The sequence below is a fragment of the Pseudomonas sp. MPFS genome, assembly GCF_022537035.1.
GTDB lineage: Bacteria > Pseudomonadota > Gammaproteobacteria > Pseudomonadales > Pseudomonadaceae > Aquipseudomonas > Aquipseudomonas sessilinigenes.
This window is the reverse complement of sequence record NZ_CP066123.1, coordinates 1,518,772-1,540,616: the sequence shown is the minus strand read 5'-3', so window position 1 is coordinate 1,540,616 and position 21,845 is coordinate 1,518,772. Positions and strand designations below refer to the sequence as shown.

Genomic DNA, 21,845 nt, shown 5'->3' with positions numbered 1-21,845 from the left:
TGGCAAACCTCCCGGCGACCGGTTACCGGCCCGGTGCTCCCTGAGTGATCGGGCCCTGCGCTAGAAGCGATAGGTGTAGTTGAAGAAGAAGCGCTCCGAGTGATGACTGACGATGCCCGCCGGCCCCCTGGAGAGGCTCCGGCGCAGGACACCGTCAGGCTCGCCTCGGGTGCGAAAACGGGTGTGCAGCCAGGCCAGTTCCAAGCCCTTGAGAAGCCCATCGAACGAATAGCGCAACAGGCTCTGGAACTCGCTGCGGGAGAAGTCCTCGTACCCTCGGGCGGCATTGGAAAACACATAGTGTGCATCGAGCTTGAGCCGGGGCAGGCCGAACGCGGTGAAGTCCAGGCCAGAAGCGACCTTGAGCAGCGCCTCATCCTCCAACCCGAAGTAATAGAAGCGCTTGGCGCTGCTATTCCAGGTGCCATGGTCCTGGGCGAAGAACGTACGATCGAAATCATCGCCCCGCACCTTGTTCCAGCTCACTCCCAGGTAGTAGTGGCTAAAGCGGTAATTGAGGGCCAGGTCCAGATGCCGGGCATCATGGGACGACTGCGCCTCGTACAACCCACGCACTCCTGAGTACTCGAACAAGCGACCGGCATCCTGCTGGCGTCCCCAGATTGCCTGGAGGTCCAGGTCGTGCCCGGGAGCCAGGGCGAAACTGCGGGACAACTTCACCGTGGAACTGCGCAGGTAGTCCCGGGCCACGCCATGCTCCACACGCAGCTTGCTGCCATCGGGAAAGACATAACCCAGGGCATAGATCCGCAGGTCATCGATCTTTTGCCCTCGATAATTGCGCAGGTCCTGGCTCCAGCCCGACTCGTTGCGCGGGCTGAAACCCTCGATACGGCTCAGGTTGAGGCTCAAGCCCCCTCGCTCATACCCCAGGTCCTGGCCCAGGCTCGCTGCCGGCAGGATTCGGGTAAAGCGGTCGTCGGTGTACAGCTCGAGCTGGCGGCTCTTTTTCCCCACTCCGCCACTCAGGGTCCAGCCTTCTTCGACCCAGCGCCCACGCACATACAACGCCAGGGGCTTGGCGATACCGTGGGGGTTCTGCACGCTGCGGTCGGCCCGCAAGTTGCTGATGCTGTCGGCCTTGCTTCCCACATGCAGGGCATCGGCCAGGCCATAGCTGTAATCCAGCCCCAGCACATCGCGGTACCAGCCGGAGCTGAAGTTGAACTGCGCGGCCTGTACCCATTCATCCCGGGTCGGACCGACACCGCCGTTGGCATTTTCTTTCCAGTAGGACTGGCCGTAGCGCAAGGACAGGCGACTGTCCTGGATAAAGTCCTCAGCCCCCGCCCCGCCCCCCAACAGACAGCACAACACACCCGCCAGACAACGCTGCTGCGCACGCATGGAATCACCTGTTCTTATTCTTGGAATGGGTGTCATGGCCATCGCCAAGGTGGCCTGGCAGCTATTGTCGGGGCCGCCAGGCAAAGGGCAACGATCATTGATTCCGCAGGGTGGAACCCATGGGCAGCGGATGAGATCAGGCGAGGTGTTCCTGCAATTGCATGACGGTTTCGGCCAACAACGCCAGGTGCCGGTGGCGCACCTGCTCCACACAGGACAGATCCTGCGGCCAATGCAGCGCGATACTGCCCACCACCCGACCCTCGACCTGCAGCGGCAGGGCTACCGCGCGAATCAGGAACGGCAGGCGCATCGGGTACTCCCAATAACCCTCGGTGCGCTGGCCGAACCCTAGCTGTTGGAACTGCAGGCCGGAGTGTTGCCAGGTGTCGAGTGACACGGCCTCACGCACGGCCAGGCGCTCGACTTCCTCCCAAGGCAAGGCCCCTAGGCAAGCCTTGCCCATGGCCGAATGAAACAGGCTGGCATGTTGGCCGACCACCCGACTGCTACTGCTGGGATAGCGCTTGCGCAACACCTCGGGCACCACGCTTTCCAGCACCTCCAGATGCTCGCCATCGAAACTCGACAGGTCGCTCACCAGGCCGGTGCGGGCACTGAGTTGCAGCAGCCAGGGCCCGGCCTGCTCCGCCAGTTGGCGCTTGGAGCGCTGCCGGCTGTCACCGAACAGGCTGCGGGCACTCAGGCAGTAGCGCCGGTCGCTCAGCCCACGGTAGATCCAGCCTTGTTCCTGCAAGGTCAGTAGCAGGCGCGACACCGTGGCCTTGAGCAGGCCGGTCAGGTAGTGCAACTCCTCCAGGCCCAGGGCCTGGTGCTGGCCCAGCAGCTCGACGATGGCCAGGGCCCGCTCCACGGAACGCACACTGCCGCTTTCTACCTTGCTGGCCATGGCCCGGACTCCTGGCTTGAGGGTGGGTGAAAAATTTCCCAGCAAGATACGGGCCCCGGCTTTGATCCCGAGGCCCTTGCCCGATTACCGGATGTTGCCGGGAGGCCGCTGCCGGACCCATTGCGTCAACTGTTCATGGGCATGGGCCAGCTGCAGCACCGCAAGGTCGGCCTGGGGCGGGCCGATGATCTGCATCCCCATGGGTAACCCGGCCAGGTTGAAGCCCACAGGAATGCTGATGCAAGGCAAGCCCGCCAGGGTCGGGCCGATCACGACCTCCATCCAGCGATGATAAGTGTCCATTTCCTGCCCATTCACCTGGCGTGGCCAGGCCTGTCGTGCATCGAAAGGGAACACTTGGGCGGTGGGCAGCAGCAGGAAATCGTAACGCTCGAACAAGTGCAGCAAAGCCCGATACCAATCACTGCGACTCTGGCACGCCCGGTACACATCGGCGGCCCCGAGGCTGGCCCCGCCCTCCACCTCCCAGCGGGCCTCGGGCTTGAGCCAGCGACGCTTGTCCGGGTCGTTGTACAGCAGGCCGAGGGAACCCTGGATCAACCAGTGGCGATGCACCAGCCAGCAATCCCAGAGTTGCGCCAGGGAGAACTCCGGCTGACAGCGCTCCACTTCACAGCCCAGGCTGACGAAGTCCCCCAGGGCCTTCTCACACAGATCCAGCACCCCATGCTCCATGGGCAGGTAACCGTTGTAGTCCCCCAGCCATCCCAGGCGCAGCCCGCGAACATCGCGCTGCAGGGGCGCCGCGAGCAGCGACGGGTCTTCCTTCAACGACAGGGGCGAGCGAGGATCGTAGCCAGACTGGGTCGCCAGCAACCGTGCCACATCGGCCACGGTGCGGCCCATCGGCCCTTCCGTGGCCAGTTGCTGGACGAACAGCTCGGGGGCCGGGCCGTGGGGCACCCGGCCCAGGGACGGCCGCATGCCGAACACATTGTTGAACGCTGCCGGATTGCGCAGCGAACCCATCATGTCGCTGCCGTCGGCCACCGGCAGCATGCGCAAGGCCAGGGCAACGGCCGCCCCACCGCTGCTGCCGCCAGCACTCAGGCTGCTGTCGTAGGCATTACCGGTGGTCCCGAACAGCTGGTTGTAGGTGTGCGAGCCAAGGCCGAACTCAGGAACGTTGCTCTTGCCGACGATGATCGCACCCTGGGCTCGCACCCGTGCCACGCTGATCGCGTCGACCTGCGGCACCTGATCGGCGAACAGCGGCGACCCCATGCTGGTGGTCATGCCAGCGGTCGCTGCCAGGTCCTTGATCGCCTGGGGCATGCCATGCATCCAGCCCTGCGATTGCCCCTGGAGCAGTTGCCGATCACGCTCGTCGGCCTGGTCCAGCAGGATCTCGGGTTCACAGAGCGATACCAGTGCGTTGACCTCAGGGTTGAGACGTTCGATCTGTGCCAGATAGGCCTGCATCACTTCCCGACAGGACAGCTCACGGCCATGGATCGCCCGGGACAATGCCTGGGCGTCGAGCTCGACGATCGAATCGTTCGTCGAGGATTCATGGGGCTTGCTCAAGACTCACCTCCCAGGGGCAGGGCATCGGGTTTGACGGTCCTGAGCGGGTCATGCAGGCAGTAGATGGCTAGCAGGCTCAGGACCGAAGTCAACAACACATAGAAGGCAGGCGCTACCGGCGTGGCCAGGGTCTTGCTGAGCCAGGTCACGACCAGCGGTGCGAAACCACCGAACAGCATCACGGTGACGTTATACGCCACCGACACTCCGGTGGAACGCACCTCGATGGGAAATTGCTCGGCCAGGGCCGTGGGTGCAGGCCCGAAAGAACCGCCGATGGCAGCGCACAACAGCAGTTGCATCACCAGCAGGCGCTCGATGGACGGGGCAGCAGCGACCCAGGCGTACAGGGGGTAGACCAGCACGAAGAATGCCAGGGTGAAGACCATCAGCACCGGCCGCCGGCCATAACGATCCGACAGGGCTCCCGTCAGGGGGATGACCAGGGTCATCAGTGCCACGGCGAGCATCTGAACCAGCAGCACCTGGTCCAGGGGCAGGCCGAGATTGTTATGGGCGAAGGTCGGCATGTTCACCAGCAGGACATAGAACGATACGGTGCCGCCGCACCCCAGGCCCATTGCGACCAGGATTCCCCGGCGCTGGGTGCGGATCACCTCCAGCAATCCAGGTCCGTTGCCGCGCACGTGCTTGCGCGCCTCGACAAAGGCATCGGGCTCTTCCATGTACTTGCGAATCCACAGCCCTACCGGGCCGATCAGCAGGCCCACCACGAACGGCAGGCGCCATCCCCACTGCTCCAAGGTCTGTGACGAGAAAAAATGCGTCACCGCCGCAGCCATCGCCGCGCCACTGAACACCGCCAGGCACTGCCCGACCAACTGCCAGGAACCATACAAGCCTTTGCGGTGGGGCGGCGCACTCTCCACCAGGTAGGCCGTGGCGCTGGCATACTCGCCACCGGTGGCGAACCCCTGGAGCATGCGCGCGACCACGATCAGCAACGGCGCTCCAAGGCCGATAGCCGCGTAACCAGGGGTGAACACTATGATCGCGATGGCCAGGGTCATCAGTTGCATGATCAGCAGCATCGCCGCCTTGCGCCCCTTGCGATCGGAATAGATCCCCAGCAGCACACCGCCTACCGGACGCATGAAGAAACCCACGCCGAAGGTGGCCAGGGCCATCAGCAGCGAGGTGTACTCATCGCCACCCGGGAAGAACTGCCGGGCGATGAAACTGGCGAGAAAGCCATAGATGATGAAGTCGTACCATTCCAGGGCATTGCCGACGACGGCAGCAATCACTTGCCGGGTCTTGGAGGCAGTGGGTATCGAAACGCTCATGGCGGCTCCTTGGCTACTTTTGAGCCTTCTTGCGGGCTCGGGAAAGTGCCGGGCGCACGCAGGCGCGCCCGGGCAATCGGGAACAGGGAGAGGGTGGGGTCAGAAAGGCTTGAGCCAGCTTTCCGCCAGGGCGCACCAATAAGCCGCACCGGTGAGCAGGATGTCGTCGTTGAAGTCATAGCTGGGGTTATGCACCATCGGCTGCCCCACGCCATTGCCGATGAACAGGTAGCTGCCCGGGCAGCGCTGTAGCATCCAGCCGAAGTCTTCGCTGCCCATCAGTTTTGGCGTGTTGCCATCCACCGCGGCCTCGCCCAGCAGTTCCACCGCCACTTGCCGGGCGAACTCGGTTTGCTCCGGGCTGTTGACCAGCACCGGGTATGCCGGGCGGTGCAGGATGCTGGCGCTGCAGCCGAAGCTTTCGGCCTGGGTCTGGATGATTGCCTTGACCCGTTCCAGCATCTGCTCGCGCACGGGAGCATTGAGGGCGCGCAGGCTCAAGCGCAACAACGCCTGCTGGGGGATCACGTTGGCGGCCTCGCCGGCCTGCAACGCACCGACGGTGACCACCGCCGCCTGCTGGGCATCGATATTGCGCGCCACCACCGTTTGCAGGGCCATGACCATGCTGGCCGCCGCCACCAACGGGTCCACCGCCAGGTGTGGCATGGAACCGTGGCCGCCGACACCCTCGACCACCACTTCAAGCAGGTCCTGGGAGGCCATCATCGGCCCCTGGCGAAACCCCAGGTGCCCGGCCGGCAAGCCAGGCATATTGTGCAACCCGAATAAGGCATCACAGGGGAAGCGCTCCAACAGGCCATCGGCAAGCATGGCCTCGGCACCGCCCTGCCCTTCTTCCGCCGGCTGGAAGATCAGGTTCAGGGTGCCATCGAACTGCCGAGTGGCCGCCAGGTAACGGGCAGCTCCCAGCAGGATCGTGGTATGGCCGTCATGGCCGCAGGCGTGCATGCAGCCACGATGACGGCTGCTATAAGGTACGTCGCTGTCCTCGACGATCGGCAGCGCGTCCATGTCCGCCCGCAAGCCCAGGGTTCGCGAGCTTTGGCCATTGCGCAGGACACCCACCACTCCGGTGCAGCCAACGCCCCGATGCACCTCGAATCCCCAATCCTCCAGAAGGCGGGCCACCAGTGCGGCGGTACGATTTTCCTGGAAGCCCAGTTCAGGGTGGGCATGGATGTCCTGGCGGATGTCCCGCAGGTCGCCGGCGATGTCGTCGAGCCAGGCAAGGATGTGCTGATGTCGGGTCATGGCGTCTGTCCTCTGGGCCGGGTGGGTTCCCGTTCTTGTTGTACGGGGCGCGGCACGGGATCTCAGGGCGTGCGCGACGCTCTGCGCTAGATAACCGCGGGCCGATGCACAGGACAATCGAATCTGGTTCCGCTGGATGGAACCGAAGGATGGCTCAGGGGTCGAGGCGACAGCCTTCCCGTGGCCCCAGCCAGGACGCGCCATGGGTGCGCCCCAGGGCACTGGCGGTAACGCGTCGGGCCTGGGAGTCATCGTTGAAGTCGCTGATGGGCAGGTACTGGCGGACGTAGGCGCGACAATAGTCGGCCGGGTTCCCCATCACGTAGCGGCAGGAGCAGTACTCCTTGGCGGTATAGGCGCCGAGGATATCCGGGAAGGCTTGCAGGGCCACTCGCTGCTGCCAGGCCCACGCCGCCAGCGCCAGCAACCCGACCAGCAGCAGGCACAGCCACGGATGACGCAGGACCAGGCTGGGCCGGCTCATGGCTGCTGCGAACCGGGAAAGGCTGCCAGCACCCGCTTGAGCAACTCGTTGTGCTGGTAGCTGCCGTCGCGATCGTCGCCATAGCGCACGATCACCAGGCGCTGCTGCGGCAATACATACAGGGCTTGCCCCCAATGCCCCAGGGCCGCGTAGGTCTCGGCGGGAGCATCGGGCCAGGGTCGCGAAGCGCCGTCCAACGCACGGTTGAGCCACCAGTGCCCACCGGCCACCGCTACATCCTGGCCCGCTCGGTAGCCGGAGAAAGGAGTGCGACAGAACTCGACCCAGGCCTTGGGCAACAGTTGCCGGTCGCGCCAGCGGCCCTCGCGCTGCATCAACAGGCCAATGCGGGCCAGGTCGCGTGCGCTCATGTAGAGGTAGGACGAGGCCACGAAGGTTCCGGCGCCATCGCGCTCCCACACCGCCTGGCTAATGCCCAGGGGTTCGAACAGGGCATGCCACGGATAGTCGGCATATTGCTGCGCTCCCACCATCGCACGCAGGCTGGCGGCCAGCAGGTTGCTGTCGCCGCTGGAATAACGAAAGACCTGGCCGGGGGCAGACGCCGCCGGTTGCTGCGCGGCGAAGGCCGCCATATCGCCATGGCCACGGGTGTAGAGCATGGCCACCACCGACGAGTTGAGCGGCGCATATTCGTAGTCTTCCTGCCAGGCCAGCCCCGAGCCCCAGTGCAGCAGGTCGGCCAGGGTGATGTCCGGGTGGGACTTGAGCGCCGGGTAGAAACCCGCTGCCCGGTCCTGCAGGGTAAAGCGCCCCTCGCCATAGGCGCCCCCCATGACCACCGCCAGTACGCTCTTGCTGGCGGACCAGATCAGGTGCGGGGTTTGCGGCCCGGTCGGGCCGGCATAGCGCTCGTAGAGCAGGCGGCCATCGTGCACCACCAGCAGGGCATCGGTACGCACGCCCTGGCGCGACTCATCGTCGCGAGGCGTAAAGGCATAGTCCTCCAGTGCCTGGAGCGCCGGCCCCGAGGCTTGTGCGGCCCGACTCCACTGCTCTGCCGGCCACTCCTCGGCCCAGGCCGGTAGACCGAGCCAGGCAAGCAGCACCAGCAAGAAGGAGCCTTTGGACATGGAGGACACTCAAGAAAACCAATGACCGAGCCTAGCCCAGGCCGATGACAGTTTCACTGCATTGGCGCGCTCAGCGTCCCGCCGGCTCGTGCAAGGCCGCCAGGGCCTTGGCCAGGCGTTTGGCTCGGGCGCCGGAAGCCAGGTCGAGCAAGGCCTGGTCGCGGGTCCACTGCTCGCGCCAGAACTCGGGGCCCTGGGCGAACGCCATGGCGATCTCCGGCTTCAACGCTTCGAACTGCACGAACAGCCCGCCCAACAGGACATGCCCACTGGCCAGGGCCGGGTTCTGCCGGCTGGCTTCGGCACAACCGGCCAGCAACCCCAACAATTGCAACAACAGGGGCTGCGGCCAGCCGCTGTCCTGGCCGACCCCGTAGAGCCAGGCGCCCATGGCACTCAGTACATAGATGTCTTCCAGGGTGCGGAAGGGTTTGACATAGGCATCCCAGCCATCACCGGCCAGCAGCTCGCAGGCGGCGTTGTCCAGCAGCAGGCAACCGTGGCTGATCTCCGGCATCAAGGCGATAGCCGGCAGGGTCTGGACCTTCACGCCCGGCTCCCCCGGGTAGACCACGGTCAGGCGCAGCCCTGGCTGCTCGCCAGGGGCCTCGCTGCGGGCCGCCACCAGCAGCCAGTCGGCGGCATCCCCGGCGGTGACGAAATCCTTGCGTCCGTGCAGGCGCAAATCCTGCAACCGCGTCTGCATGTCCGCCGGGCGCAGGCTGCGACGCTCGGTCGCGCACAAGGCCCCCAGGCTGGGCGGCGCGCTGGGCCACAACATGCGCAATGCCGCCTGGTATCCCACCAGGAACGCCAACCCCGGCGTCGCCATCAAGCGCCCGCCAAGCACCGCCAGTTCGAAAGGCGTGACCGCGCCAAGATGGGCCAGCAAAGCGCCGTAACCCTCCGCCAGATCGGGGTTGGCGGGCATTCGTTCACGAGTCTCGAGCAGGGCTTGCCAGGGCATTTCGAAGATCCTCAGGGGCTGTCACATAAGCATCACCAAAGTTTCATGGCGATGACACCGCGGCTACATAGCCTGACTTTGCACAACAAAGTCGATTGGCTGCAACCCAAGGCGGGTCGGTAGCCCGCACGGAGATTCACGATGACTCAGATCGCCCGCATCAGCGACACCGGCACTGAACGCCGCCTGCAAGCCGAGCGCCTGATCGGCGCCCAAGCCCTGCTGGAAGCCCAGGCCCTGCGTTTCAACGTCTTCAGTGATGAGTTCAACGCCAAGCTCAAGGGCGCTGAACTGGGCCTGGACATGGATGACTACGACGTTCACTGCAGCCATATCGGTGTGCGCGATCTGAACACCGGGCGCCTGGTGGCCACCACCCGCCTGCTGGACCACCAGGCCGCCAGCAGCCTGGGGCGTTTCTATAGTGAGGAAGAGTTCAGCCTGCACGGCCTGGTGCAGTTGCAGGGGCCGATCCTGGAAATCGGCCGCACTTGCGTCGACCCGGCCTACCGTAATGGCGGCACCATCGCGGTGCTCTGGGGCGAACTGGCCGAAGTCCTCAACGAAGGTGGCTACAGCTACCTGATGGGCTGCGCCAGCATCCCCATGCAAGACGGTGGCGTGCAGGCCCATGCCATCATGCAGCGCCTGCGCGAACGCTACCTGAGCAACGAGCACCTGCGCGCCGAACCCAAGCACCCACTGCCGAGCCTGGACATTCCTTCCAACGTCATCGCCGAAATGCCGCCACTGCTCAAGGCCTATATGCGCCTGGGCGCGAAGATCTGCGGCGAGCCCTGCTGGGACCAGGACTTCCAGGTGGCGGACGTCTTCATCCTGCTCAAGCGCGACGAACTGTGCCCACGCTATGCCCGGCACTTCAAGGCGGCTGTCTGATGCGCCGGCTCCGGGTCTACGGGCGCATCGCCCGGGTGCTGCTGGTGGTGGCGCTGGGCCTGAGCATGGCCAGCGTCTTCGGGGTACTGGAACGCCTGAGGGTGAGCCACTCCATGGTCCGGCGCCAACGCTGGTCGCGCTTCTTCATGGCTCGCCTGAGCAACGCCCTGCCTTTCCAGGTCAGGGTACATGGTGACTTGCCAAGCCAGCCGATGCTCTGGGTCAGCAACCATGTGTCCTGGACCGATATTCCGCTGCTGGGCATGCTCGCGCCGTTGTCGTTCCTGTCCAAGGCTGAAGTGCGTACCTGGCCCGTGGCCGGATGGTTGGCCGCCAAGGCTGGCAGCCTGTTCATCCGCCGCGGCGCCGGGGATAGCCAATTGATCCGCAAGCAAATGACCCGGCACCTGCAGGAGCAGCATCCCCTGCTGCTGTTTCCCGAAGGCACCACGACCGACGGCCGGGGCCTGCGTACCTTCCATGGTCGCTTGCTGGCCAGTGCCATCGAGGCCGAGGTGTGCCTGCAACCGGTGGCGATCCGTTACCTGCGTGATGGCCAGATTGATAACCTGGCCCCCTTCGTGGGCGACGATGACCTGCTGTCCCACCTGCTGCGCCTGTTCGCCAACGACCAGGGCCAGGTGGAAATCCACCTGCTCAAGCCGATTCCCTGCCAGGGCCAGGAACGCGCGGCGCTGGCCTTCCAGGCCCAGCAGGCGGTGCACAAAGCCCTGTTCGATGATGTATTGCAGCCAGCCGAACCGCGCCGCAATGGCGAACTGGTCGCCGCCTGAAAGGGCTTCAGCGCCCCGGCGACGGGGCGGTGTACTGCGCGGCGAAGGCCTGCAACTGCGGGTAGAACTCGCGAAAATCCTCGCTCAAGGGCTGGTATAGCCGCTCCAGCTCGCCCATCGCCGCGGTCAGTTCCTCAGGCCGCGACAGACGCCGGGCAATGCCCCTCAGAACCTGCTCCAGCACCTGAAAATCCCGATAGGACCCCAGCCAGTCATCGGCCGCCATGTAGGGCGCGATCTGTGCCAGGCGCCCTGGTAGCTGCGGCTCGGCGGCCAATACCTGGTACACATTGGCAGTGAACGACTGCAGCGGGTGATCGGCGTACTGGACCCAGTCCCGGGCCAGGCAGTGATCGAAGAACACGTCGATGACGATGCCGGCGTAACGCCGCCGGGTCAGGGAAAAACGTCCCAACGCCGCCGTCACCAGCGCATGGCTGTCGGTGTAGATGTCGATACGCCGATGCAGCTGGATCGCCGCCTCGACCTCCGGGGCGAACTCCCCTTGCAGGCGGCCTTTGACGAAGTCGCCGTAGAGGCTGCCAAGTAATTGACCCGGGCGCTGGCCGCCGAGGTGCAGATGTGCGAGATAATTCATTTGCGCAGCTTAGCACCGCGCCCACCATATCGTTATAACCCGATATACCGATAAATGCTTAAGTAAGATCAAAATCATATTGGTATATCGCGAAATAACGATTTAAATTTCGCCTCATCGCGATACAACGTTTCATGGAAAAGCGAGCAACGCCATGTCCATCGACCTCGACGAAATAATAAAAGCCCTGGCGCACCCGGTTCGCAGGGAAATCCTGCACTGGCTGAAAGACCCGACAGTCGAATTCCCCGACCAGGCCCACAGCAACGAGCACGGTGTCTGCGCCGGGCAGATCGATCAACGCTGCGGCCTGTCGCAGTCGACCGTATCGGCCCACCTGGCCACCTTGCAGCGCGCCGGCCTGGTCACCAGCCGCAAAGTCGGCCAATGGCATTTTTTCAAACGCAACGAGGACACCATCCAGCAGTTCCTCACGCAAATGAGCCAACAGCTCTGATCTGACAAGGACCCGATAATGCCCCTTTCGCTTCTCATCCTGGCCTTGAGTGCCTTCGCCATCGGCACCACCGAGTTCGTCATCATGGGCTTGCTGCCCGATGTGGCGGCGGACCTCGGGGTGTCGATTCCCGGCGCAGGCTGGCTGGTGACCGGCTACGCCCTGGGCGTGGCCATCGGCGCACCATTCATGGCCCTGGCCACCGCCCGGCTGCCACGCAAGGCCGCCCTGGTGACACTGATGGGGATCTTCATTATCGGTAACCTGCTGTGTGCACTGGCCAGTGATTACAACGTGCTGATGTTCGCACGGGTGATTACGGCGCTGTGCCACGGAGCCTTCTTCGGTATCGGTTCAGTGGTGGCCGCCGGCCTGGTGCCGGCCAACAAGCGCGCCTCGGCCGTGGCCCTGATGTTCACCGGCCTGACGCTGGCCAACGTGCTCGGCGTCCCCCTGGGAACTGCGCTGGGCCAGGAAGCCGGCTGGCGCTCGACCTTCTGGGCGGTGACGGTGATCGGCGTGGTAGCGCTGATTGGCCTGCTACGGTTCCTGCCAGCCAAGCGCGACGAGGAGAAACTCGACATGCGTGCGGAACTGGCGGCCCTCAAGGGTGCCGGGATCTGGCTGTCCCTGGGTATGACCGCACTGTTCGCAGCCTCGATGTTCACCCTGTTCACCTACGTGGCCCCGCTGCTGGGCGAAGTCACTGGCGTATCGCCCAAGGGCGTGACCTGGACCCTGCTGCTGATCGGCCTGGGCCTGACCCTGGGCAACATCATCGGCGGCAAGATGGCCGACAAGCGCCTGGGCGCCACCCTGGTGGGCGTGTTCGCGGCCATGGCCGTGATCTCCACCGTGCTGACCTGGACCAGCGTCGCGCTGATCCCCACGCAGATCACCCTGTTCCTCTGGGCCACCGCCTCCTTCGCCGCGGTCCCGGCCCTGCAGGTCAACGTAGTGACCTTCGGCAAGGCCGCGCCCAACCTGGTTTCGACCCTGAACATCGGCGCCTTCAACATCGGCAACGCCCTGGGTGCCTGGGTCGGCGGCAGCGTCATCGCCCACGGTTTCGGACTCACCAACGTGCCGCTGGCAGCCGCAGCGCTAGCGATCCTGGCCCTGCTGGTGACGCTGATCACTTTCCGCCAGGGCGGCAATGCCGAACTGGCCCCTGCGACTCACTGAAACGTTCCTTTCCTTTAAAGAAGGCTGCATTCCATGACCACTCTCTTTGATCCGCTCAAACTCGGCGACATCGAACTGCCCAACCGCATCATCATGGCGCCGCTGACCCGCTGCCGTGCCGATGCCGGCCGGGTGCCCAATGCCCTAATGGCCGAGTACTACGTACAGCGGGCCTCGGCCGGGCTGATTCTCAGTGAAGCCACGTCGGTGACGCCGATCGGCGTCGGCTATCCCGATACCCCTGGCATCTGGTCCAACGACCAGGTCCGCGGCTGGGCCAACGTGACCAAGGCAGTGCACGGCGCCGGCGGCAAGATCTTCATGCAACTGTGGCATGTGGGACGGATTTCCCATCCGATCTACCTGGACGGCGAGGCGCCAGTGGCACCCAGCGCCATCCAGCCCAAGGGACATGTCAGCCTGGTGCGGCCACTGGCCGACTTCCCAACGCCACGGGCCCTGGAAACCGCCGAGATCGCCGATGTGATCGAGGCCTACCGCGTCGGTGCGGAGAACGCCAAGGCCGCCGGCTTCGACGGTGTGGAAGTCCACGCCGCCAACGGCTACCTGCTGGACCAGTTCCTGCAAAGCACGACCAACCAGCGTACCGACCAGTACGGTGGCTCCCTGGAGAACCGTGCCCGCCTGCTGCTGGAGGTCACCGATGCCATGATCGAGATCTGGGGTGCCGGCCGCGTCGGCGTGCACCTGTCGCCACGTGCCGACCTGCATGACATGGGCGATGCCGACCTGGCACAAACCTTCCTTTATGTCGCCCGTGAACTGGGCAAGCGTGGCATCGCCTTCATCTGTGCTCGCGAGAAGGAAGGTTCTGACAGCCTCGGGCCACAGCTCAAGGAAGCCTTCGGCGGCCTGTACATCGCCAATGAACGCTTCACCAAGGACAGCGCCAATGCCTGGCTGGCCGAAGGCAAGGCCGATGCCGTGGCCTTCGGCGTACCCTTCATCGCCAACCCGGACCTGCCTGCCCGCCTGAAAGCCGATGCTCCATTGAACGAGCCGCATCCGGAAACCTTCTACGCCAAGGGCCCGGTCGGCTACATCGACTACCCGGTGCTGTAAGGCCCCGTGAGAAAAAAGCCCCGACTCGCCAGAGCCGGGGCTTTTTATTGCCTGTCGATCATTCGATCCCGGTGCCGCATATGGCAGCGACTCGGGTTCAGCGCTTGCGTTGGGTCCAGGCCACTGCCAGGCCGCTGAGGCAGATCACCGTGATCCCCACGAGCCCATAGCTGTCCGGGGTATGGCCAAAGATCAGGTAGCCGTACATCCCGGCAAACAGGATCTGCCCGTAACTGAAGGGAGCCAGCATGGCGGGCGCAGCATGGCGGAACGCCTGGGTCAGCAGCAGGTGGCCGAGCATGCCGCAAGTGCCCAGGCCAATCATGAACAGGCCATGGAGCAACGTCGGCGTACTCCAGAAGAACGGCAGCAGTGCGCTCATGATCAGGCTGTTGAGGATTCCAGTGAGGAAGTTGCTGGTGGTCGGGCTGTCGATGCCACTGAGCTTGCGGGTCAGCAATTGATAGAAACCGAAGCACAGAGCCGATCCCAGGGGTAGCAGGATCGCCGGGGTGAACAAGGCGCCACCGGGACGCACCACGATCAGCACCCCGACAAACCCGGCCAGTACGGCCAGCCATTGGCCACGGCCGACCCGTTCGCCCAGCAACGGTACGGACAGGGCTGTAACCAGCAAGGGAGCGAGAAAGTTGACGGCGGTAGCCTCGGCCAGGGGGATGTAGCGCAGGCCATTGGTGAACAGCATGCTGGTTCCGATCAGGCACAAGGCCCGGAGAAACTGCAAGCCGGGACGCTTGGTCCGCACCACCGCGGAAAAACCGCTACGCGGCACGAACACCACCAGCATCAGCAAGGTATGCACCACATAGCGAGCCCATACCACCATGACGATGGGGTAAAAGGCCGAGAGGTACTTGGACAGGGTGTCGTGGCTGGCAAAAAGCAAGACGGCCAGGCAAATCAGGACAATCCCCTTCAGGGGCTGCTCTGTGTCGTTGAACGGTGAAGGACTCACACTCATTCACACACCCGCAACAAATTACCTACAAAATACGTAGCTCGCTATCTATCAAGATATGCCTGGCACGGTATATAAAAGCACCCCGCCGCGACCTGGCGAGAGCAAGAGTGAACTCCCTTGTCATAAATCTTGACACAACCAGATTCAATTACGCATTTTGTCTTAATGACGAAGGTTCGGACTCAGGCGCAACATGTCGAGTCCAATGTCAATCCAGCGCTCCGCTTCGGTATGCAGGGCAAAACTGTCCGGGGCCAACAGCCACTGGTAGAGAATGCCATCGATAAAGGCCCGCATGCTGATAGCCGCCCGCCTTGTATCGAGGTTTTCCGGCAACTGGCCGCGATTGACTGCGTTGCTCAGCACCAGTTCGATATGCAGGTTGCACTCCAGGCTGGCCGCACGGCGCTGACGACGCAGGTCGCACATTTCATCGGTGAACTCACACTTATGAAACAGAATTTCATTGATGCGTCGGGTTTTCGGGTCCAGGGCTATTTGATGAAACAGATGAATGAGCAGCTTGCGCATCCAACCCAATGGATCCAACTCTTCTACATTTTCACCGGCGGCCGCCATTTCGCTCAAGGGTTCGCGCATGCTGTCGAACATGGCCTGCACCAGGTCGGCCTTATTACTGAAGTGCCAATAGATCGCCCCGCGCGTCACGCCTGCCAGCGTCGCAATATCGGCCAGGGTAGTACGCGCCACGCCACGTTCGTAAAAGGCCTTTTCGGCCGCTTCGAGTATCTGGGCACGGGTTTCTTGAGCTTCCTCTTTGGTACGACGGACCATGGCAGTAAAACCTCGATCAGGTCCCTCCAGCGATACGCGAGGGCCTTCTGAATAAAATGGAACGACATCTCGGGTGCCGTTTACCCAGCCTACAATTCAACACCAGCGGGAGCTTTTGTAACCGGATGGGTACTCCGCTAAGGTATTTACAAACAACCATGTACGTAAGTATATTCATTAGCAAGCTACTAATCCACTCAGCCAATTCTTTTTATCCTTCCACTTTTCTTGTGCGCATCTTGCGTGCCTGACCCGAGGATCTTCATGCAATTCAAGCCAGCTGTTACCGCCCTGGTCACTGCCGTCGCCCTGGCATCACTGCTCAGCGGATGTAAAAAGGAAGAGGCGGCCCCTGCCCCTCAAGCCCCTCAGGTCGGCGTCGTCACCTTGCAACCACAAGCCTTTACCTTGACCTCCGAACTCCCGGGGCGGACCACTGCGTTCCGTATTGCTGAAGTTCGTCCACAGGTAAACGGGATCATTCTCAAGCGCCTGTTCAAGGAAGGCGGTGATGTGAAGGAAGGCCAGCAGCTTTATCAGATCGATCCATCGATCTATGAAGCCACGCTGAAAAGTGCCGAAGCGAACCTGCAGTCGACCAAGTCGATTTCCGATCGCTACAAGCAACTGGTCAGTGAACAGGCCGTGAGCCGCCAGGAATACGACACTGCCGTGGCCAACCGCCTGCAGTCCGAGGCCTCGCTGCAAAACGCCCAGATCAACCTGCGCTATACCAAAGTGCTGTCGCCGCTGACCGGCCGCATTGGCCGCTCCTCGGTGACCGAGGGCGCCCTGGTGAGCAACGGCCAGGCTACTGCCATGGCAGTGATCCAGCAGTTGGATCCGATCTACGTCGATGTCACCCAGTCCTCGGTTGAGTTGCTGGAGCTGCGGCGCGAGCTGGAAAGCGGTCGCCTGCAGAAAGTTGGCGACAACGCTGCCAAGGTCAAGCTGACCCTGGAAGACGGCAGCCAGTACAAGCTCGACGGCAAGCTGGAGTTCTCCGAAGTCTCGGTGGACGAGACCACCGGCTCGGTGACCCTGCGTGCAGTGTTCCCGAACCCGGAACACACCCTGCTGCCTGGCATGTTCGTACATGCCCAGTTGCAAGCCGGGGTGAACAGCGCGGCGATCCTGGCGCCACAGCAAGGCGTGACCCGTGACCTCAAGGGGGCCCCTACCGCGCTGGTAGTGGGTGCGGACAACAAGGTCGAGCTGCGCCAGCTCAAGGCCAGCCGCACGGTCGGCAGCCAGTGGCTGGTTGAAGACGGCCTGAAGGCCGGCGATCGCCTGATCACCGAAGGCCTGCAGTTCGTCAAGCCGGGCATTGAAGTCAAGGCCAGCGAAGCCACCAACGTACCTGCGAAGAACCCGGCCCCTGCACAGGCAACTGACAAGACTGCAGGCGGCAAAGGGGAGTAAACCATGTCGAAATTCTTTATCGACCGTCCGATCTTCGCCTGGGTAATCGCCCTGGTGATCATGTTGGTCGGGGCTCTAGCGATCCTCAAACTACCGATCAACCAATACCCGAGCATCGCACCACCATCGATCGCGATCTCCGTGACCTACCCAGGTGCTTCTGCACAAACCGTGCAGGACACCGTGGTCCAGGTGATCGAGCAACAGCTCAACGGTATCGACAACCTGCGCTATGTGTCCTCGGAAAGTAACTCCGACGGCAGCATGACCATCACTGCCACCTTCGAGCAGGGCACCAACTCGGACACCGCGCAGGTCCAGGTACAGAACAAGCTGAACCTGGCCACCCCGCTGCTGCCCCAGGAAGTGCAGCAACAAGGTATCCGCGTGACCAAGGCCGTGAAGAACTTCCTGCTGGTGATCGGCGTGGTATCCGAGGACGGCAGCATGTCCAAGGACGACCTGTCGAACTACATCGTGTCGAACATGCAAGACCCGATTTCCCGGACCCCGGGCGTCGGTGACTTCCAGGTGTTCGGTGCCCAGTACGCCATGCGTATCTGGCTCGACCCGGCCAAGTTGAACAACTTCAACATGACCCCGGTGGATGTGAAGACCGCGGTTGCCGCACAGAACGTGCAAGTGTCCTCCGGCCAGCTCGGCGGCCTGCCTGCCATGCCTGGCCAGCAACTGAACGCCACCATCATCGGCAAGACCCGCCTGCAGACTGCCGAGCAGTTCAAGGCGATCCTGCTGAAGGTCAACAAGGATGGTTCGCAGGTACGCCTGGGTGACGTTGCAGATGTGGCCCTGGGTGGCGAGAACTACGCCATCAGCGCCCAGTTCAACGGTAATCCGGCTTCCGGCCTGGCGGTGAAGCTGGCCAACGGTGCCAACGCCCTGGATACCGCAAAAGCACTGCGCAAGACCATCAGCGATCTGGAACCCTTCTTCCCGCAAGGCATGAAGGTGGTATTCCCGTACGACACCACCCCGGTGGTGACCGAATCGATCAAGAGCGTGGTCGAGACGCTGGTGGAGGCCATCGTCCTGGTGTTCCTGGTGATGTTCCTGTTCCTGCAGAACTTCCGCGCCACGGTGATCACCACCATGACGGTTCCGGTAGTACTGCTGGGTACCTTCGGCATCCTCGCGGCAGCCGGATTCAGCATCAACACCCTGACCATGTTCGGCATGGTACTGGCCATCGGCTTGCTGGTGGACGACGCCATCGTCGTGGTGGAGAACGTCGAGCGGGTGATGCAGGAGGAAGGCCTGTCGCCCAAGGAAGCGACCAAGAAGTCCATGGGCCAGATCCAGGGCGCCCTGGTGGGTATCGCCCTGGTGCTGTCGGCTGTATTGCTGCCGATGGCGTTCTTCAGCGGCTCCACCGGCGTGATCTACAAGCAGTTCTCGATCACCGTGGTTTCGGCCATGGCCCTGTCGGTACTGGTAGCCCTGATCTTCACCCCGGCCCTGTGCGCCACCATGCTCAAGGCCATCCCTGAAGGCCATGGCGAGAAGCGCGGCTTCTTCGGCTGGTTCAACCGTACCTTCGACTACAGCGTAAAACGCTACGAGCGCGGCGTCGCCAGCATCCTGCGGCACAAGGCGCCGTACCTGCTGGCCTACCTGCTGATCGTGGTGGGCATGATGTGGCTGTTCACCCGTATCCCGACCGCGTTCCTGCCGGAAGAAGACCAGGGCGTACTGTTCGCCCAGGTACAGACGCCAGCCGGCTCCAGTGCCGAGCGGACCCAGGTGGTGGTCGACGAAATGCGTTCCTACCTGCTGGACAAGGAAAAGGACACCGTTGCCTCGGTGTTCACCGTGAACGGCTTCAACTTCGCCGGCCGCGGCCAGAGCTCCGGCATGGCCTTCATCATGCTCAAGCCATGGGGCGAGCGCTCTGCGCAAAACAGCGTGTTCAACCTGGCCCAACGCGCGCAGATGCACTTCTTCAGTTTCCGCGACGCGATGGTGTTTGCCTTCGCCCCGCCTGCGGTACTGGAGTTGGGTAACGCCACCGGTTTCGACGTGTTCCTCCAGGACCGCGCCGGTATCGGCCACGAGAAACTGATGGCTGCACGCAACCAGTTCCTCGGCATGGCAGCCCAGAGCAAGGTGCTGTCCCAAGTCCGTCCGAACGGCCTGAACGACGAGCCGCAATACCAGCTGACCATCGACGACGAGCGCGCCAGCGCCCTGGGCGTGACCCTCAGCGATATCAACAACACCCTGTCGATCGCCCTGGGTAGTAGCTACGTCAACGACTTCATCGACCGCGGTCGGGTGAAGAAGGTGTACATCCAGGGCCAACCCGGTGCGCGCATGAGCCCCGAGGACCTGAAGAAGTGGTACGTGCGCAACAGCGCCGGGACCATGGTGCCGTTCTCGTCCTTCGCCAAGGGTGAGTGGATCTACGGTTCGCCGAAGCTGGCCCGTTACAACGGTGTGGAGGCCATGGAGATCCTCGGGGCCCCGGCTCCTGGCTACACCACCGGTGAAGCCATGGCCGAGGTCGAGGCCATTGCCGCCAAGCTGCCGCCAGGTGTCGGTATCTCCTGGACCGGCCTGTCCTACGAGGAACGCCTCTCGGGTTCCCAGGCGCCAGCGCTGTACGCCTTGTCCCTGTTGATGGTGTTCCTGTGCCTGGCGGCCCTGTATGAAAGCTGGTCGATTCCGATCGCGGTCATGCTCGTGGTACCACTGGGGATCATCGGTGCGCTGATGGCCACCAGCCTGCGCGGCCTATCCAACGACGTGTACTTCCAGGTAGGTCTGTTGGTGACCATCGGCCTTGCGGCGAAGAACGCCATCCTGATCGTCGAGTTCGCCAAGGAACTGCACGAGCAGGGACGCTCTCTGATCGATGCCGCGGTCGAAGCCTGCCGCATGCGTCTGCGACCGATCATCATGACCTCCCTGGCCTTCGTCCTCGGGGTCGTGCCCCTGGCCACCTCCAGTGGTGCAGGTGCCGGTAGCCAGCATGCCATCGGTACCGGTGTAATTGGCGGTATGCTTACCGCGACGATCCTGGCGATCTTCTGGGTCCCGCTGTTCTTCGTCGTCGTGTCGTCCATGGGCCGCAGGAAAGCGGACCAATCAGAAACCACTGAAAATTCTAATGAGGCTGGCCAATGAGCAAGTCGCTACTCTCCCTGGCAATCACCGCCATCGCGCTAAGTGGTTGCTCGCTGATACCGGATTATCAGCGCCCGGACGCGCCGGTGGCGGCGCAATTCCCCCAAGGCCCGGCCTACTCGCCAAAGGAGGCCGCCAACGTGGCGGCCGCCGAACAGGGCTGGCGGCAGTTCTTCCATGACCCGGCGCTGCAGCAGCTGATCCAGGTTTCCCTGGAAAACAACCGCGACCTGAAGGTCGCGGCGCTGAACATCGATGCCTATGCGGCGCAGTACCAGATCCAGCGGGCGGACCTGTTCCCCGCGGTTTCCGCCAACGTCAGCGGCCAGCGCCAACGCACGCCGGCCCGGGTAAACGGGAAAGGAGAGGACCGGATCACCGGCCAGCACTCGGCTACCGTGGGCATCAGTGCCTACGAGCTGGACCTGTTCGGTCGCGTGCGCAGCCTGAGCGAGCAAGCGCTGCAGAACTACTTCTCCACTGAAGAAGCGCGGCGCAGCACCCAGATCAGCCTGGTGGCCAGCGTTGCCAACGCCTACATCACCTGGCAGGCCGACAAGGAACTGCTGAAGCTGACCCAGGAAACCCTGGCGACCTACGAAGAAAGCTACCGCCTGACTTCCCGCAGCAACGAGGTCGGCGTGGCTTCCGCCCTGGACCTGAGCCAGTCGCGTACCTCAGTGGAAAACGCCCGGGTGCAACTGGCCCGCTACACCCGCCAGGTGGCCCAGGATGAAAACAGCCTGACCCTGCTGTTGGGCACTGCGATCCCGGCCAACCTGTCAGCCTCGCAACCGCTGTCGGCCGACCTGCTGAGCGAACTGCCAGCGGGCCTGCCGTCGGAATTGCTACAACGCCGTCCGGACATCCTCGAGGCCGAGTACAAGCTCAAGGCAGCCAACGCCAATATCGGCGCGGCCCGCGCGGCATTCTTCCCGCGCATCAGCCTGACGGCCAACGCCGGCAGCCTGAGCCCGGATCTCTCCGGCCTGTTCAAGGGCGGCTCGGGTACCTGGTTGTTCCAGCCGCAGATCAACCTGCCGATCTTCAACGCCGGCAGCCTGCGCGCCAGCCTGGACTACTCCAAGATCCAGAAGGACATCAGCGTCGCGCAGTACGAGAAGTCCATCCAGACCGCCTTCCAGGAAGTCTCCGATGGCCTGGCCGCACGCCAGACCTACAACCAGCAGTTGCAGGCCCAGCGTGATTTCGTCAGCGCCAACCAGGACTACTACCGTCTGGCCGAGCGCCGCTACCGCATCGGGGTCGACAGCAACCTGACCTTCCTCGACGCCCAGCGCTCGCTGTTCAGTGCTCAACAAGCGCTGATCACCGATCGCCTGGCGCAGCTGACCAGCGAGGTCAACCTGTACAAGGCCCTGGGTGGCGGTTGGAGCGAGCAGACCGCGAAGAACGAGCAAACGGCGGAAAAGAAAGCCCCCGCGCTGCACCTGTTCTAAAGCCTGACCTGGCTGCATGAAAAACCCACCTGACGGTGGGTTTTTCGTTTGTACCTGAACGCCACGCCCCCTCGC

Annotated in this window: 19 protein-coding genes; 8 read left to right on the top strand and 11 right to left on the bottom strand. The window is 63.3% G+C overall.

Annotated elements, in window-relative coordinates:
* Positions 1-60: 60 nt before the first annotated feature.
* From I9018_RS07030 to I9018_RS06995, 8 genes are all read right to left on the bottom strand, one after another.
* Positions 61-1,368 carry an OprD family outer membrane porin gene (locus tag I9018_RS07030; protein ID WP_241109061.1) on the bottom strand — a complete coding sequence of 436 codons (1,308 nt, stop codon included), beginning with the start codon at positions 1,366-1,368 and terminating at the stop codon, positions 61-63.
* Positions 1,369-1,504: 136 nt separating this feature from the next.
* The gene (locus tag I9018_RS07025; protein WP_241109060.1) at positions 1,505-2,278 is read right to left on the bottom strand and encodes an IclR family transcriptional regulator; all 774 of its coding nucleotides are present in this window, start codon (positions 2,276-2,278) and stop codon (positions 1,505-1,507) included.
* A gap of 84 nt (positions 2,279-2,362) precedes the next feature.
* The gene (locus I9018_RS07020) at positions 2,363-3,826 is read right to left on the bottom strand and encodes an amidase (RefSeq protein ID WP_241109059.1); all 1,464 of its coding nucleotides are present in this window, start codon (positions 3,824-3,826) and stop codon (positions 2,363-2,365) included.
* Positions 3,823-5,133, bottom strand: coding sequence for an MFS transporter (locus tag I9018_RS07015; RefSeq protein WP_241109058.1), 1,311 nt, complete (start codon positions 5,131-5,133; stop codon positions 3,823-3,825). The genes I9018_RS07020 and I9018_RS07015 overlap by 4 nt, the downstream gene beginning before the upstream one ends.
* A gap of 99 nt (positions 5,134-5,232) precedes the next feature.
* Complete coding sequence (locus I9018_RS07010; RefSeq protein ID WP_241109057.1) at positions 5,233-6,408, bottom strand: M20 aminoacylase family protein; 1,176 nt, start codon at positions 6,406-6,408, stop codon at positions 5,233-5,235.
* A 154-nt stretch (positions 6,409-6,562) separates the two neighbouring features.
* Positions 6,563-6,892 carry an amidase gene (locus I9018_RS07005; RefSeq protein WP_124345936.1) on the bottom strand — a complete coding sequence of 110 codons (330 nt, stop codon included), beginning with the start codon at positions 6,890-6,892 and terminating at the stop codon, positions 6,563-6,565.
* The gene (locus I9018_RS07000) at positions 6,889-7,986 is read right to left on the bottom strand and encodes a serine hydrolase (protein ID WP_241109056.1); all 1,098 of its coding nucleotides are present in this window, start codon (positions 7,984-7,986) and stop codon (positions 6,889-6,891) included. Before I9018_RS07000 ends, I9018_RS07005 begins: the two co-directional genes overlap by 4 nt.
* 70 nt (positions 7,987-8,056) lie before the next feature.
* Complete coding sequence (locus I9018_RS06995) at positions 8,057-8,953, bottom strand: acyl-CoA dehydrogenase (protein WP_068582052.1); 897 nt, start codon at positions 8,951-8,953, stop codon at positions 8,057-8,059.
* 141 nt (positions 8,954-9,094) lie between these two features.
* Here I9018_RS06995 and olsB point away from each other — a divergent pair, with 141 nt between their 5' ends.
* The gene (gene olsB, locus I9018_RS06990; RefSeq protein WP_068582048.1) at positions 9,095-9,850 is read left to right on the top strand and encodes an L-ornithine N(alpha)-acyltransferase; all 756 of its coding nucleotides are present in this window, start codon (positions 9,095-9,097) and stop codon (positions 9,848-9,850) included.
* Positions 9,850-10,644, top strand: a complete 795-nt coding sequence (locus I9018_RS06985) for a lysophospholipid acyltransferase family protein (protein WP_241109055.1) — start codon at positions 9,850-9,852, stop codon at positions 10,642-10,644. The genes olsB and I9018_RS06985 overlap by 1 nt, the downstream gene beginning before the upstream one ends.
* A gap of 7 nt (positions 10,645-10,651) precedes the next feature.
* Here the strand turns inward: I9018_RS06985 and I9018_RS06980 are convergent, their stop codons facing one another.
* Entirely contained in the window at positions 10,652-11,242 is a 591-nt protein-coding gene (locus tag I9018_RS06980) for an ACP phosphodiesterase (RefSeq protein WP_241109054.1), read from the bottom strand.
* 154 nt (positions 11,243-11,396) lie between these two features.
* Between I9018_RS06980 and I9018_RS06975 the strand changes: the two genes are divergently transcribed.
* The 3 genes from I9018_RS06975 to I9018_RS06965 are packed head-to-tail and all read left to right on the top strand — an operon-like array spanning position 11,397 to position 13,967.
* Entirely contained in the window at positions 11,397-11,699 is a 303-nt protein-coding gene (locus I9018_RS06975) for a helix-turn-helix transcriptional regulator (RefSeq protein WP_068582035.1), read from the top strand.
* 18 nt (positions 11,700-11,717) lie between these two features.
* A complete protein-coding gene (locus tag I9018_RS06970) occupies positions 11,718-12,884 on the top strand; it encodes an MFS transporter (protein WP_241109053.1) in 1,167 nt (388 codons plus the stop codon).
* A gap of 33 nt (positions 12,885-12,917) precedes the next feature.
* Positions 12,918-13,967, top strand: coding sequence for an alkene reductase (locus tag I9018_RS06965; protein ID WP_068582026.1), 1,050 nt, complete (start codon positions 12,918-12,920; stop codon positions 13,965-13,967).
* A gap of 97 nt (positions 13,968-14,064) precedes the next feature.
* Here I9018_RS06965 and I9018_RS06960 read toward each other — a convergent pair whose 3' ends face one another.
* Positions 14,065-14,949, bottom strand: a complete 885-nt coding sequence (locus I9018_RS06960; RefSeq protein ID WP_241109052.1) for a DMT family transporter — start codon at positions 14,947-14,949, stop codon at positions 14,065-14,067.
* A gap of 162 nt (positions 14,950-15,111) precedes the next feature.
* Entirely contained in the window at positions 15,112-15,744 is a 633-nt protein-coding gene (emhR, locus tag I9018_RS06955) for an efflux system transcriptional repressor EmhR (RefSeq protein WP_068582020.1), read from the bottom strand.
* Positions 15,745-16,008: 264 nt separating this feature from the next.
* On the opposite strand from emhR, the gene emhA reads away from it, so the two are divergent.
* Genes emhA through adeC form a run of 3 tightly spaced genes read left to right on the top strand, consistent with a single transcriptional unit; the run spans position 16,009 to position 21,770 of the window.
* Positions 16,009-17,166, top strand: a complete 1,158-nt coding sequence (gene emhA / locus I9018_RS06950; protein WP_068582014.1) for an efflux RND transporter periplasmic adaptor subunit EmhA — start codon at positions 16,009-16,011, stop codon at positions 17,164-17,166.
* A 3-nt stretch (positions 17,167-17,169) separates the two neighbouring features.
* Positions 17,170-20,310 carry an efflux RND transporter permease subunit gene (locus I9018_RS06945; protein ID WP_068582012.1) on the top strand — a complete coding sequence of 1,047 codons (3,141 nt, stop codon included), beginning with the start codon at positions 17,170-17,172 and terminating at the stop codon, positions 20,308-20,310.
* Complete coding sequence (gene adeC / locus I9018_RS06940; protein WP_241109051.1) at positions 20,307-21,770, top strand: AdeC/AdeK/OprM family multidrug efflux complex outer membrane factor; 1,464 nt, start codon at positions 20,307-20,309, stop codon at positions 21,768-21,770. The genes I9018_RS06945 and adeC overlap by 4 nt, the downstream gene beginning before the upstream one ends.
* Positions 21,771-21,845 lie beyond the last annotated feature (75 nt).